Source organism: Bombella sp. ESL0380 (genome assembly GCF_009725805.1).
Taxonomy (GTDB): Bacteria; Pseudomonadota; Alphaproteobacteria; order Acetobacterales; family Acetobacteraceae; genus Bombella; species Bombella apis.
In genome coordinates, this window is the sequence record NZ_WNIH01000003.1 from 359401 (window position 1) to 373449 (window position 14049).

At 59.9% G+C, this 14049-nt stretch carries 11 protein-coding genes; 5 read left to right on the plus strand and 6 right to left on the minus strand.

The annotated features are described in order from the left end of the window. Positions 1–103: 103 nt before the first annotated feature. From alaS to aroB, 4 genes are all read right to left on the minus strand, one after another. On the minus strand, positions 104–2743 hold the full coding sequence (gene alaS / locus GM608_RS02725) for an alanine--tRNA ligase (protein ID WP_043560713.1): 2640 nt from the start codon (positions 2741–2743) through the stop codon (positions 104–106). A 143-nt stretch (positions 2744–2886) separates the two neighbouring features. After that, positions 2887–3303: a GtrA family protein gene (locus GM608_RS02730; protein WP_166651622.1), complete on the minus strand. Its 417-nt coding sequence runs from the start codon at positions 3301–3303 to the stop codon at positions 2887–2889. 215 nt (positions 3304–3518) lie between these two features. Beyond that, on the minus strand, positions 3519–4676 hold the full coding sequence (locus GM608_RS02735; protein WP_043560711.1) for an OmpA family protein: 1158 nt from the start codon (positions 4674–4676) through the stop codon (positions 3519–3521). 211 nt (positions 4677–4887) lie between these two features. Then, complete coding sequence (aroB, locus tag GM608_RS02740) at positions 4888–6564, minus strand: 3-dehydroquinate synthase (protein WP_333644969.1); 1677 nt, start codon at positions 6562–6564, stop codon at positions 4888–4890. A 151-nt stretch (positions 6565–6715) separates the two neighbouring features. Here aroB and GM608_RS02745 point away from each other — a divergent pair, with 151 nt between their 5' ends. From GM608_RS02745 to GM608_RS02755, 3 genes are all read left to right on the plus strand, one after another. After that, positions 6716–6922, plus strand: a complete 207-nt coding sequence (locus GM608_RS02745) for a hypothetical protein (protein WP_043560710.1) — start codon at positions 6716–6718, stop codon at positions 6920–6922. A gap of 12 nt (positions 6923–6934) precedes the next feature. Further along, entirely contained in the window at positions 6935–7888 is a 954-nt protein-coding gene (locus GM608_RS02750; RefSeq protein ID WP_333644970.1) for a tyrosine recombinase, read from the plus strand. 81 nt (positions 7889–7969) lie between these two features. Next, entirely contained in the window at positions 7970–8938 is a 969-nt protein-coding gene (locus GM608_RS02755) for an acetyl-CoA carboxylase carboxyltransferase subunit alpha (protein ID WP_043560709.1), read from the plus strand. Positions 8939–9000: 62 nt separating this feature from the next. On the opposite strand, the gene GM608_RS02760 is transcribed toward GM608_RS02755, so the two are convergent. Continuing rightward, positions 9001–9762: a competence/damage-inducible protein A gene (locus GM608_RS02760; RefSeq protein WP_333644971.1), complete on the minus strand. Its 762-nt coding sequence runs from the start codon at positions 9760–9762 to the stop codon at positions 9001–9003. 138 nt (positions 9763–9900) lie between these two features. Between GM608_RS02760 and GM608_RS02765 the strand changes: the two genes are divergently transcribed. Continuing rightward, entirely contained in the window at positions 9901–10794 is an 894-nt protein-coding gene (locus tag GM608_RS02765) for an SMP-30/gluconolactonase/LRE family protein (RefSeq protein ID WP_227431368.1), read from the plus strand. 63 nt (positions 10795–10857) lie between these two features. Here the strand turns inward: GM608_RS02765 and GM608_RS02770 are convergent, their stop codons facing one another. Continuing rightward, positions 10858–11277, minus strand: coding sequence for a (deoxy)nucleoside triphosphate pyrophosphohydrolase (locus GM608_RS02770; RefSeq protein ID WP_333644972.1), 420 nt, complete (start codon positions 11275–11277; stop codon positions 10858–10860). Between the two features lie 218 nt (positions 11278–11495). Here GM608_RS02770 and GM608_RS02775 point away from each other — a divergent pair, with 218 nt between their 5' ends. Continuing rightward, the gene (locus GM608_RS02775; protein WP_333644973.1) at positions 11496–14033 is read left to right on the plus strand and encodes a TonB-dependent receptor; all 2538 of its coding nucleotides are present in this window, start codon (positions 11496–11498) and stop codon (positions 14031–14033) included. Positions 14034–14049 lie beyond the last annotated feature (16 nt).

The following is a 14049-nucleotide window of genomic DNA, read 5'->3' on the forward strand; positions in this document are numbered from 1 at the left end:
CAGAGCAGGATCATCTGCAAGAAAAAAGCGTCAGGCCCTCCATAACAGGCCTGACGCTCTCTTCAGGGTAGTTCTTTTCGTCAGAAAAGAGGTCTCGCAGGTCTCAGCCTTCGGCCAGTGTCTTGCGCAGCATGGCGAATACGGCATCGGCAGCCGGTTCGGAGCCACCAGCCTGCGCCATGTCAGGGCGGCCACCGCCGCCTTTGCCGCCCATCAGGGCGGAGGCTTCCCGGGCCAGCTTCACGGCATCGAAGCGGTCCGTAAGGTCCTTGCTGACGGCGATGACGATGCTGCCCCGGTCATTGGCGCCGGAGATCAGGGCCACCACGCCGGAGGAGATCTGCTTCAGCAGGCCATCAGCCAGCCCCTTGAGGTCCTTGGGGCTGACATCCTCAAGGAAGCGGGCCGCCAGAGTGACGCCATTGATGGTCTCGCTGGAGGCAGACCCTTCCCCCGTGGCCAGCTTGTGCTGGAGGGAGGAAATCTGCGCATTGAGGGCCTTGCGTTCTTCCAGCAGGGCGGCAAGACGGGCCGGAGCCTCGGCAGGCGTGACCTTCAGGAGGGCAGCCATTTCGGCCAGCCGTTCCTCACTGGTGCGGATGGTCTGCTCGGCCGCAGCCCCGCAGACAGCCTCGATACGGCGGACGCCGGAGGAGACGCCACTTTCGGAGACGATGCGGAACAGGCCGATCTCACCCAGACGGGTCACATGCGTACCGCCGCAGAGTTCGATGGAATAGGCCTGACGGTTTTTCTCATCCTCATTGCCCATGAAGACGACACGGACTTCATCGCCATATTTCTCACCGAAGAGGGCCATGGCGCCGCTTTCAATGGCCTGTTCCTGCGTCATCAGGCGGGTTTCGACCGGGCTGTTCTGGCGGATGCGGGCATTCACCTCGGCCTCGATGGTCTTCAGCTCATCCTCCGTCAGAGGGCGGGGCTGGCTGATGTCGAAGCGCAGACGGTCCGGCGTGTTCAGGCTGCCCTTCTGGGTGACATGCTCACCGATATGGCGGCGTAGGGCCTCATGCAGCAGATGTGTTGCGGAGTGATGCCCCCGCACGGCGGTGCGGCGGGCGTGGTCGATCTCGGCATGAACATCCATGCCCGGCCTGAGCGTGCCTTCCACGATGCGGCCATAATGGACGATCAGGGAGCCGTTCTTCTTCTGCGTGTCAGTGATTTCGATCCGCAGGCCCGGGGCTGTCAGCGTACCATGATCGCCAACCTGTCCGCCGCTTTCTCCATAGAAGGGGGACTGGTTGAGCAGGATGGCGACTTCGTCACCGGCTTTGGCTTCGGCAAGCTCATCGCTGCCACGGAAGACGGCCTGCACCTGGGCATCGGCAGCCTCGCTCACATAGCCGAGGAACTCCGTGCTGCCGAAGCGGTCACGGGCATCGAACCAGACGGTCTCCACGGCACTGTCACCGGAGCCAACCCAGGCGGCACGGGCACGCTGGCGCTGCTCGGCCATGGCACTTTCAAAACCGGCCTCATCGACCTTGTGGCCACGCTCACGCAGCACGTCCTGCGTCAGGTCCAGCGGGAAGCCGAACGTGTCATAGAGCTTGAAGGCCACGTCACCGGGCAGATGACCGTTGCTGGAGAGGCGGCCCATCTCGTCTTCCAGCAGGGCCATGCCACGGCCCAGAAGGGCGGAGAAGCGTTCTTCCTCACCCTTCATGGTTTCGGTGATGAGGGCCTTGTGCTGGTTCAGCTCAGGATAGGCATGGCCCATCTGCTGGATGAGGGCAGGCAGCAGACGGTAGAAGACCGGCTCCTTCGCCCCCATCAGGTGGAGGTGACGCATGGCACGGCGCATGATGCGGCGCAGCACATAGCCACGTCCCTCACGGGAGGGCAGAACACCATCGGAGATGAGGAAGGCGGTGGACCGCAGATGGTCGGCCACCACACGATGGCTTGTCTTGAAGCGTCCATCCGCATCCTGTTTCAGCAGGTCGGCAGAGGCCTCGATGAGGGCACGGATCGTGTCCGTGTCGTAATTGTCCTTCTTGCCCTGCATGACAGCGGCGAAACGCTCCAGCCCCATGCCGGTATCAATGGAAGGGTGGGGAAGATTGGTCCGCTTGCCTTCGCCTTCTTCAAAGAACTGCATGAAGACGAGGTTCCATATCTCGACGAACCGGTCGCCGTCTTCATCAGGGCTGCCTGGGGGGCCACCGGCCACGGACGGGCCATGATCGTAGAAGATTTCGGAGGACGGACCGCAGGGGCCGGTATCGCCCATACGCCAGAAATTGTCGGACGTGGCGATGGGGATGATCTTGTCATCCGAGAGGCCAGCGATCTTCTTCCAGAGGGAAGCGGCCTCATGATCGTCCGCATAGACGGTGACGAGCAGCTTCTCGGCCGGGATGCCGAAGCCCTTGGTCAGCAGCGTCCAGGCAAATTCGATGACCTCAGCCTTGAAGTAATCTCCAAAGCTGAAATTCCCCATCATTTCAAAGAATGTGTGATGACGTGCCGTGTAACCGACATTGTCCAGATCATTATGTTTGCCACCGGCACGGACGACCTTCTGGGCTGTTGTGGCCCGCTTGAAAGGCAGGGTCTCCTGCCCGGTAAAAACGTTCTTGAAAGGCACCATCCCCGCATTGGTGAAGAGCAGGGACGGATCATTCTGCGGAACCAGAGAGGCAGACGGAAGGATGCGGTGCCCGTGGGATTCAAAATACTGAAGGAATTGTGCGCGGATATCGTTGGTACTGATCATGAGTCTGTAGGTCCGGGTTCCGGAGAAAGAAAGGATGGTTCCTGTTTTCTAGCCGATTTTCTGGCTTTTGGAAATGGAGGTCCTATGGAGGAGATGCAGGGAAGCGTGCAGGAAAAGAAGACCACCAGCCGGGGAATGGGGCTTTATGACTGGGGGGTCTTCTTGTGAAAGACGAAGTGATGGCAGAGGGCAAAATTGATGAACATGCCGCCTGCTGTCCCGCAGAGCAGAGCAATGACGGTGTAATGCCGTGTCAGCGGCCAAAGGCTGAAGAGGGCCAGCACGATCCCACGGTTGATGATGAAACCGGGAAGATTGGCCAGTACAAAGCGCCCCCATTGATGATGCACCTTGTGGCGTTTGCGGCAACAGTCCCGGAATGTCCAGTAACGGTTCAGAATCCAGTTGTTGCTTGAGGCAATGACATAAGCGAGCAGGGCGGCAGCACGGAGCCCGACAACATGGCGGAAAAGGGAGAGGCTTGCCCAGTCCACGAGAAAGCCGACAGCTCCCACAACGCCGAAATAGAAGAAGCGCTGCATGAGAGGAAGGAACTTCATCAGGCTTCTGGGAATGAACTGTTCAAGCATTTTTCAGCTGGAAAACCATAAGGATTGTTGCAGAGGCGGAGGGGACCCTAACACAGCTTCACAGGGGAGAGGTAAATCTTTTCTTGTGAAAGGTTGCACAGGAGGAACGGGCCATAAAAAAAGGGTGCCCGAAGACACCCTTTTTCCGTGACCGTAAGGCCCGGGCTGAAAATCAGCTCTGAAGATTACTTCAGGATGATCTCAACGCGACGGTTCTGCGGCTCACGCGTGTTCTTGGCAGTTGCCACCAGCGGGTTGGCATCGCCGTAACCGTGGATGTCGATGGCCGTAGCCGGAACGCCCAGACGGATCAGCTCAGCCTTGACGCTGTTTGCACGACGGAGGGACAGACCCATGTTGTACTTCTCACCGCGCGGACCCGGATGAGCAGCGGAGTTATCGGTGTAACCGTTAACTTCGATGCGTGTCGTCTGCACGTGCGTGGAAGCCTGGGCAGCCTGGGCAACGATGTCGCGGGCGCGGCCTGTCAGGTTGGACTTATCCCAGTCAAAGAAGACGAGGTAAGTACGGGCAGCCTGAGCCGGCGGCGGAACGACAACATGCGGAGCCGGCGGCGGCGGCGGCGGAGCATTGTTGAAGGCATAACGCAGGCCGAGCATGAACTGGTGCGTGTAGCGCGTGTTGAAGCTTACGCGGTCACCCTTGCCATGGTTCTCGTTGTTGTTGTGCAGGTACTGACGGCCGCTGGTCACGCCGCTCATGGAACCCGTCTGGCCCATGAAGCGATACTGCGTGGTCAGAGCCAGGCCCGGAACGCCCGGGATGTCGTAAGCGGCACCAGCGATGAACTGAGCAGCGAAACCACCCTGGGTGTTGTTGAAGTTCGGGTCAGGACGACCGGTGCTGCGGTTGTAGACCTTGCGGTAACGCTGCCACATGTAACCAGCACCGATACCGACGAACGGTGTAACCGGAACATCGTTCAGGCCGAACATGCCGAGATCGATGTCATACAGCACGTTGGCGAACCCGCCCCAGCCTTCGCTCTTGCCGTGGGCCTTGCGGTTGCCACCAGCGGCAAAGGCGCCACCCAGACGGGTGATGTGGGTCTGGTTGTAGGTGCCCTCGATCTCGAGGCGCAGGCCGTTACCGAAGCCGTAACCAGTGGAGAGGTAGCCATTGAAGCCGGTGCCGGAGTGGGCGTTGCCACCGATGCCACGACCGTGGGAGGTGCCAGGGTTGCCCTGACGGAACTGCTGGTGCTGAACCAGGTTGTAACCGCCTGCCATGTCGACATACGGGCCGGTGATCGTGCTGGCCATGGCAAATGACGGCAGGGCCACCATTGAGGTCATGGCGAGAAGTGCATTACGAATACGCATTTACTTCCTCAGTCCTTAATTCTGTATACTTACGGCCATTACGGTTGGCGGGCGTCGGAACGATCACCGTATGGAGCCAGCGCGGCCGATAACCGAGATGTAATGGAAAGCTGGTGGGAAGTTAAGAGGTTTTCCGCCCTGCGTTTGCGATGGAACATACACTGTGACCAATACAACACATTATCGGAATAAAGGCTGGAATGTGGCGGTATCAGGGGGCAAAACCTTCAGCCAGAAGCAGGGCCCGGACATCATCCATGGCGACATCACGGCAGGTGAAAGCCATGCCGATTCCGCGGAGCAGAACGAAGGTGATCTTCCCGTCGCGCAACTTCTTGTCCCGGCCCATGTGGTTCAGCAGGGTTTCCGTACTGAGGCCGTGGGGCAGGTCTGCTGCACCGGCGGGCATTCCCAGGGCGTGGAGATGGGTGTCAAGCCGTGCCAGGTCATCCTCGGGGGCAAGCCCCATCCTGACGGACAGTGCCAGGGCCATGTGCAGGCCGATGGAGACGGCTTCCCCATGCAGGAGGCGGCCGTCATAATGGAACTCGGCTTCAAAGGCATGGGCGAAGGTGTGGCCCAGATTGAGCAGGGCCCGACCGCCTGATCCTGCCTGCTCCCGTTCATCGTCCTGTACGACTCCGGCCTTGAAGGCACAGGCCCGGCGGACAGCTTCACCCAGCTTCTCGGGCTCTCCCTCCAGAACGGCCTGACCATTGGCTTCGCACCAGGCAAACAGTTCGGCATCAGCGATGAGGCCTGCCTTGACGATTTCTGCATAACCCGCCACGAGCTGGCGGCGGGGGAGAGTGGCCAGCGTTTCCGTATCGGCCAGCACGAGCCGGGGCTGCCAGAAGGCTCCGATGAGATTCTTTCCGGCCCGGGCATTGATTCCTGTTTTGCCTCCGACAGAACTGTCCACCTGTGCCAGCAATGTTGTGGGAATCTGGATGAAGGGAATCCCGCGCAGCGCCGTAGCCGCCACAAATCCGGCAAGGTCACCAATGACCCCCCCACCCAGGGCAATGACGGTGGTGCCACGCTCGATGCCCCGTTCGAGCATTTCTTCCATGACGGCTTCAAAACGGGCGAGAGATTTGCTGCCCTCTCCCGGAGGCACGATGACGGTGTGAAAGCGGATGCCGACCTCACGGAAACTGCGTTCCAGCGTGGCCAGATGATGGGTGGCAACTGTCTCGTCGGTCAGGATGATGGCGTGGCCATTGGGCAGATGGGGCTTTACCCGCAGGCCCGCCTGCGCCAGCAGCTCACGGCCGATGAGAACCTCATAACTGTGGCCGGCGAGAGCAACCGGGACATGATGGGGCAGACTCGTATTGGCAAGGGTATCAGTAATGGTCCGGGTGGCCTGTTCCACGCTTTCATCTCCACAGTCGATAATGATGTCTGCCTCGGCATAGCGCGGATACCGCACGGTGGCGAGCTGACGCAGGGTGGCCGCCGGGTCGCCCTGGGCGAGGAGGGGGCGGCTTCCACGGTTGTTGAGCAGGCGTCTGAGCAGGACAGCCATGGGGACATGCAGCCAGACAGCACAGACATCTGCTGCCTTGTGGATGAGGGCACGGGTCTGCGGATGCATCCAGGCGCCACCACCGGTGGCCAGAATGCAGGGGCCGTTCTTCAGGAGGCGGCGTATGACCCGATGTTCCCCGGCACGGAAATGGGCTTCGCCATGGTGGGCGAAGATTTCCGGGATGCTCTGGCGGGAGGCTTTTTCGATCTCGGCATCGGTATCGATGAAGGGGATGCCATAATGCTGGGCCAGCATCCGTCCCAGAGTCGTTTTTCCGGCCCCCATGAGGCCGACAAGGACAATGATGCGGAACGGTGGTCTGGCTGGCTGCGGGGCGTGCAAGGAAGGGGACATGCTGTCCCTCTATCACGGGTGAGAGAGGTGGGGTAGGTCTCTCATCGCCCATGTCTCTGGGAGGGTGTGTCTCCGGTGGAAGAGAAGAGGGTTTTTAAAACGGGATGATCCTTCTATAAACGGGACGTATCCTTTGACATGGAGCCGTCTTATGAAAACCGTTGCCCGTCTGGTGCTGGTCCTGCTGGTTCTTGTGGTGTTGGTGGGGGGTGGGTACGTCCTGACGGCTCACGATACGCAGCCCCCGGCACCGGTGATGGTGCATCGTGACCTGACACCGCAGGCCGTGTCCCCTGCCACCTCTGCCCAGAAGGCGGCCCCGGGCCTGCCGGAGCTTCCACCTGTTGGAGGGCATTGAGGAGCGGCCCTCATGACGGACGGGCGGGAGGTCCGGCGCTGCCCTGCAGAATCTGCTGCCCTGATAGAGGCGTTTCTTGAGGCCATCGTGGCAGAACGGGGAGCAGCAGAGCAGACGAGAGCGGCCTATCGGGCTGATCTGGAAGATTTTGCCTGCTGGTGTGCGCCCCTGTCGTTGGCAGATGTATCCCGGGGCAGTGTACAGGCCTATTTTGTCGACCAGGGGCGCCGTGGCATTTCCGCCCGGACACAGGCCCGCCGTCTTTCCTGCTTTCGGCAGTTTGCCCGTTTCATGCTCCAGATGGGCGTGCGGGCGGACGAGCTGACCGCCGGGCAGGCATCTCCCCGCTATCAGAGTGGTCTGCCTCATCCATTGAGTGAGGATGAGGTCAGGCGACTTCTGGAAAAGGGCACCTGCGGCCATGCGGATCTGCGCCGGGACCTTCTCTCCCGTGTGGCGCTGGAGATGCTGTACACGACAGGCCTGCGCATCAGCGAGCTTCTGAGCCTGCCAGCGGGCTGTGTCCGGCAGAGAGGCGGCATGCTGCCCGTGCGGGGCAAGGGCGGGCGGGAAAGGCTCGTGCCTTTCTCCAGCGCAGCTAGGGAAGCGGCAGAGGCGCTGCTGGCCTATGATGCCGTGCTGGACAGCCCGTGGCTGTTCCCGGGGCGCAATCCCCGGAAGCCACTGACAAGGCAGGGATTCGACAAGATACTTCATGCCTGTGCGCTCAAGGCCGGGCTGGACCCCCTGCGTGTCAGCCCGCACGTGCTGCGTCATTCCTTTGCGACCCACCTGCTCAACAGGGGGGCGGACCTGCGGGCGCTTCAGGTGCTGCTGGGACATGCCGATATCACGACGACCCAGATTTACACGCAGGTCATGACGGAGCGGCTGAAAGAAGTTGTCCGCCAGCATCATCCCCTAGGGCAGGACAGGCAGAGCGGGGAGGCGGGAAAGCGGGGGTGATAGCCGGCTCCGGCAGAGTTTTCCTGCTTCGTGTCAATTTAGGGCTGTCTTGCGTCCTGTTTGCGTGCTATCGGGCAGAACATGCGCCAGTTCCTAGATTTCGAAAAATCGGTTGCCGAGCTTGAGACCAAGATCGGTGAACTTCGTCAGGTTGGTCGCCAGGAGGATGGCGCTGGTCTGGATGGTCTGAACATTGATGAGGAGACAGCCCGCCTTGCGGAGAAAGCGGACAAGCAGCTCCGCACGCTCTACAGCAAGCTGACCCCTCTCCAGAAAGTGCAGGTGGCCCGTCACGCACAGCGGCCTCATGCGCTGGATTACATCCAGTCGCTGATGACGGATTATACCCCGCTCGCCGGGGACCGTGTTTTTGGGGATGATCAGGCTCTTGTAGGGGGGCTGGCCCGTTTCCGTGGGCAGCCGGTCGTGGTCATCGGGACCGAGCGTGGTTCTGATACGGAGAGTCGTCTCCGTCACAATTTTGGCATGGCCCGACCGGAAGGGTATCGCAAGGCCCAGCGTCTGATGCGCATGGCAGAGCGTTTTGGCCTGCCGATTCTGACATTTGTGGATACGGCCGGTGCGTGGCCGGGGATTGATGCCGAGGCCCGCGGGCAGGCAGAGGCGATTGCCCGGGCGATTGATACCTGCCTTCAGGTCAAGGTTCCGCTGATCGCTACGGTGATCGGCGAGGGCGGGTCTGGTGGTGCCATTGCCATTGCCGCAGGCGATCGTGTTCTGATGCTGGAACATGCCATTTATTCTGTCATCTCTCCCGAGGCGGCCGCTTCCATTCTCTGGCGTGACCCCAAGATGGCGCCAGCCGCTGCCGAAGCGCTTCGTCTGACGGCGCAGGATCTGAAAAAACTTGGCCTGATCGATCATGTGATTGATGAGCCGGTGGGGGGCGCCCAGCGTCTTCCTGCTGAAGCCATCAATCGCGTGGGTGAGGCCATTGCTGCAGAACTGGCCTCCGTCCAGGGGCTCTCAAAGGAAGAGCTGCTGGCCCGGCGTCGGGAGCGTTATCTGGAAATGACACGGGTAGGCTGACCGTTCCGCCTGACTGATATGGAGTTTTTGGGAAAGCCGCCTTTTTTAGGCGGCTTTTTTTTTCAGGCTCCTCGTGGAGGATCTCCCTCCAGGGGGGTGAAGCCCAGGCTGGCAAGAAGGGTGCGCAGGGCCGCCCCAGCCAAGGTGACAGCCTCAGCGTCATAGCCTTTTGCAACAAGGGCCACACCCCGTTTCTGTCCTTCGTCAAACGGGTAGGAGCCGATATCCAGTGTAGGGAAGTCATGCTGGATGGCCGTGAGTGCCTCGGCAAGATCGCCTTCATAGACATTGTAACTGTACCAGCTGGCACTGGTCAGTGGAGCTCCGCCCTCAAGACGTGGCATGAGCCAGCCCACCATGGCTTGAAAGATGCGGGGGACTCCGGCCATGACATGGACATTGCCCAACGAGAACCCGGGTGCTGTGGACACGCTGTTTTCTATGGGTGTGGCGCCTTTGGGCAGCCATGCCATGCGCTGTCTGGCCTTGTTGAATTCTCCCGCCGGGAAGAGGGCTTTCAGCTGGTGGAAGCTCTCTTCATGGCATGTCAGGGGGACCCCAAAGGCCTCGGCCACACATGCAGCGGTAATGTCGTCATGGGTGGGGCCGATGCCGCCGCTGGTGAAGAGAAGATCGAATCGGGCCCGGCAGTCATTGATGGTGGTTATGATGTGTTCCGGGATGTCGGGAATGACCCGGACTTCAAGAAGTCGGATGCCTCGGCCATTCAGGGCCTGGGCCAGGACACGGATGTTGGCGTCCTGCGTGCGGCCTGAAAGGATTTCATTGCCGATGACAAGAAAACATGCAGTACGGGGAGCCATGAGCCTGTAATACCTTGGTGCTGGCCGCATTGTTTTTCTGCGGGCTTGGGGCCCTCGGGCGTGGCATCCGGGGGTGTGGAAATTGAACCTTCTTCATTATATGGGAGGGTATGGCCTTTTAGAAAGGGAGAGATGCCTGTGAAGCTGGAACACCATAAGCCCGTGTGCCTGTCAGAGTTTCGAGCAGTGCTGGGGGAGGGGCCGGTCTGGATCAAGGCAGAAAATTCTTTCTATTTTGTCGATATTGTGAGCCACCGCATTCATCGGTACAGCCTGACGGATGGCTCCCTGTCAGGCTGGGATGCTCCCAATCGTACGGGTTTTCTTCTGCCTGTCAGTGACGGGACATTTCTGGCCGGTCTGCCGGATGGTCTGCATCGGTTTGATGTGAAAAAAGGCTATTTCGAGCGGGCCTGCGTCATCGAGCCGGACGATGAGGGGAACCGGCTGAATGATGGCTGTGTCGACCAGCGGGGGCGCATCTGGTTTGGTACGATGGATGACGGGGAAAGTCGGGAGAGCGGGTCTCTCTACCGGGTTGACCACAGGAACGGCCAGCTGGATATCTCACATTGGGATAGTGGTTATACCGTTTCCAACGGTCCGGCCCTGTCACCTTGTGGTCGGGTGCTTTATGCCTGCGACAGTCCCCGGCAGCGTATCTACGCCTTTGATGTCGCAGCAGATGGCCGCCTGACAGGCAAGCGCATTTTTGCAACTTTCACCAAAGGGTATCCAGATGGGGTTGTGACGGACAGCGAGGGCAATCTCTGGTGCGGGACATGGGCAGGGGGACAGATCACCCGCTTCCGCCCGGATGGCACCATGATGGACCCGATTGCCCTGCCGGTAGCCAATGTCACGAAGGTGGCGTTTGGTGGGGATGATTACAGGACCGTGTTCGTGACGACAGCCCGCAAGGGGTTGGACCCCGAGGAGCTGGCAGCCCAGCCGCAGGCTGGTGGCATTTTTGCGTTCCGGACGGACGTTCCGGGCAATCCGCAGCACAGTTTCGTGCTGGAAGGTGTCTGATCCTTCGTCTGTTGAGGGTAGACCTGCCAGGAAAGGGGCTTTCGAGGGCCCCTTTCGTCCATGTCAGCCCAGCAGGGCCTGAATACGGGGAACAAGAGGGGCATCGGCCTTGGGCATGGGGTATTCATCCAACCTTGAGGCAGGCACCCATGCCAGTGTCTGGCCTTCCCGCCCGACAGGGTCATTCCCCCACTCCCGGACAAGATAGAGCGTCATGAGCAGGTGGAAGGTAGCACAGTCTTCACTGACAAACGTGAAGGGTTCCAGGCGGTCGGGTTGAATGGTAATGCCCAGCTCTTCATGGAGCTCCCGTGCCAGGGCGGTTTCCGGGGATTCGGGTACTTCCACCTTTCCACCGGGAAATTCCCACAGTCCGGCAAAGGTTTTTCCCTCCGGCCGCTGTGCCAGCAGGACAGAGCCATCCGGCTGGATGAGGATGGCTGCCACGACAAGCAGAGTGTGGGGACGGAAAGGTGAGGTCATCAGAGGCTCCGTATCCAGAATGTCCTGTTGTATGGGATGCCAGTTGAAAATGCGCCTTTTATGTCACAGGGGAAAGAGGAAACGTTAAAAAAACGTCATAACCTTTGCGGCAGAGGCTGCTGCTCTGTAGGAAGTCCACCATAACATGAGTTGATAGCTGCCCTGACAGGGAGACAACCCTGACATGGGCTTTTTATTGTGTGCCAATATTGTTGGGAGTGCCAGACGCATTGCGCCGCCATCTTCTTCTGTCCTCTGCTGCCATTTTTCTGGGAATGGGGAGTGGAACTGCCTTTGCCCAGACCCGTTCATCAACTCCGGTGAGTTCCGCTGGTAAAACGGCAGGTGTTTCTGCCGCACAGCATGGTGGGCACACCCTGACGGGGCACCGGCATGGCAGTCGCCGGGATATGACAGGCAAGGGTGGAAACCAGGCAGCAGCGGCAGGGACTGGTGCAGGGCGTGTGAAGGCGGCCAGCCATCACAGGCCGAAATATGTGTCTGCTCATGGGGTGCAGAGCCTGTCCGTCCACGCCTCGCACGTCAGCCGGGCGGCGGAGCTGGTCGTACCGAAAAGCGTGATGAAGGAATATGTGCCCGGGACCAGCCCCTACAAGGCACTGGACCGTATGCCGGGCGTGAGCTTCACCTCCACGGACCCGTTCGGAATCGACAGTTTCGGGGCGAATCTGTACGTCCGTGGCTTCTTCATGAACCAGCTGGGCGTGACGCTGGATGGCATTCCCCTGAATGACCAGACCTATCAGTCCGTCAATGGTCTGAGCCTTGCCTCGGCCATCATTCCTGATGATATCGGCAGCATGACGATGTCGCAGGGTGGGGGTGGCGTGGATGTGCCGTCCACCAACACGCTGGGCGGGACCATCCGTTTCACCTCCGGCGATCCGTCCGACAGGCTGGGCGGCAAGGTCAGCCAGGCTTTTGGCAGTTACGGGTCTTACCGCACCTATGCCCGGTTTGATTCCGGCCGTCTGAATGACTCCGGCACGAAATTCTACACCTCCTACGCCCGTACGGATGAAGGCATGTGGGAGGGGAAGGGGGACCAGTTCCTTCAGCAGGTCAATGCCAAGCTGGTGCAGCCGCTTGGCGAGCGCAGCAGGGTTTCGGCCTTCTTCGACTGGACGGACCTTCAGCAGCAGAACTATCCGGACCTCTCACTGGGGATGATCAACAATCTGGGCTGGCGTGTCCCGCATCTCTACCCGGATTATGGCAAGGCCTATCAGTGGGCGCAGCAGTGCAATAACAGTCCGAACAATTTCATGGCCTATCCGGGGTCCAACGGGCAGGTGAATGCCTGTCAGATGCCCTATTATGACGGTGGGCAGCATGAGACCAATTTTCTGGGTGGCCTGAATCTTGATCTTGCCCTGACGGACCATCTGACATGGCATACCACGGCCTATGGTCACGCCCAGTCCGGCAATTACAGCTACACGGCTGCCGCATCCGCCGCTTCGGAGGACCCGGACCTGCAGGTCGCCACGCCGAATGGCGTGCCGCTCTATCAGGAAGTCTGGAAGAACAGCCAGCAGCGTTTCGGCATCAACAGCAGTCTGGACTATCGCTGGAGGCATCACAGGATCAACACGGGTGTCTGGTACGAGAACAACAACCAGACCGCCGGGCTTTACAATTATCTGGAGCCGGAGCTGGGGGCGGGTGCGCCCGTCAAGGCGGTCGGGCCTTACAATGTGTATGGGCCGGCCGACCGGGTCTATAATTTCAGATGGCGTACCAATGTGGTGCAGACCCACCTTCAGGACACCTACACCATCCTCAAGGGGTTGACGCTGACAGCGGGCTTCCGCTCCCTGATCTCCCAGACATCCGGTGGCGGGCATGAGAATGACGACTCATGGGCGGCTCTGGATGCCGGTGGCCTGCCCTCCGGCTCCCTTCATGCCACGGGAGCTTTCCTGCCCCATTTCAATCTGGACTGGCGTCTGAACCGGCAGAACGAGTTCTACATCGACGTCTCCAAGAACATGCGGGCCTATGAGGTCTCCGGCACGGGTGTGGCCAACTCGCTCTTCTCCGTGCCCAACCAGCAGGAGTTCCTGCGGCAGAAGGCGCAGACCAAACCGGCCCGGGCCTGGACCTACATGGGGGGGTATCGTTTCACGTCTTCCATCGTGCAGCTGGATGCGACCGTCTATCACTCCACCCTGATGCACGAGCTTCTGGCTGGGGCACGGGGAACGATGTTCAATCCGATTTCTGAAGAATTCGATTTCGGGCGCATTTCCATGACGGGGGCCAATGGCAGCGTGTCCGTCCGTCCCCTGCCGGGGCTGATCATCACCAATACGCTCAGTTACAACAAGGGCACCTATGACCGGAACGTGACCTCCAGTGCCGGGAATTATTACCCGCTGAAGGGCAAGAACATCGTCAATTACCCGGCATGGATGTACAAGGCTTCCATTGCCTATACATGGCGTGGGCTGAATGCGCATTTTGATGCCAACTATTTTGGCAGGCGGTATTACAGCTTCATGAACGACACCTCAATCGGCAGCTACTGGCTGGCCAATACGGGGGTGACTTATACGTTCAGGAAACTGGCAGGCGTGCGGGACCTGACGGTCAGCTTCAACGTCTACAACCTGTTCAACAACAAATATATCGCCATGATGGGTGAGAACAACAACCCGCCCGTGGGGGATTACCAGTCCCTGGAGCGCGGGGCGACACGGGAATATTTCGGAACGATCAGTGCAGCCTTCTGACTGGTCCGCAGCATGA

Bases quoted from the DNA above. Each gene is read 5' to 3' on its own strand.
- alaS (WP_043560713.1), bottom strand. From the start codon at position 2,743: ATGATCAGTACCAACGATATCCGCGCACAATTCCTTCAGTATTTTGAA.
- GM608_RS02745 (WP_043560710.1), top strand. From the start codon at position 6,716: ATGAAAACCGTTGCCCGTCTGGTGCTGGTCCTGCTGGTTCTTGTGGTG.
- GM608_RS02770 (WP_333644972.1), bottom strand. From the start codon at position 11,277: ATGACCTCACCTTTCCGTCCCCACACTCTGCTTGTCGTGGCAGCCATC.
- GM608_RS02735 (WP_043560711.1), bottom strand. From the start codon at position 4,676: ATGCGTATTCGTAATGCACTTCTCGCCATGACCTCAATGGTGGCCCTG.
- GM608_RS02760 (WP_333644971.1), bottom strand. From the start codon at position 9,762: ATGGCTCCCCGTACTGCATGTTTTCTTGTCATCGGCAATGAAATCCTT.
- GM608_RS02755 (WP_043560709.1), top strand. From the start codon at position 7,970: ATGCGCCAGTTCCTAGATTTCGAAAAATCGGTTGCCGAGCTTGAGACC.
- GM608_RS02750 (WP_333644970.1), top strand. From the start codon at position 6,935: ATGACGGACGGGCGGGAGGTCCGGCGCTGCCCTGCAGAATCTGCTGCC.
- aroB (WP_333644969.1), bottom strand. From the start codon at position 6,564: ATGTCCCCTTCCTTGCACGCCCCGCAGCCAGCCAGACCACCGTTCCGC.
- GM608_RS02730 (WP_166651622.1), bottom strand. From the start codon at position 3,303: ATGAAGTTCCTTCCTCTCATGCAGCGCTTCTTCTATTTCGGCGTTGTG.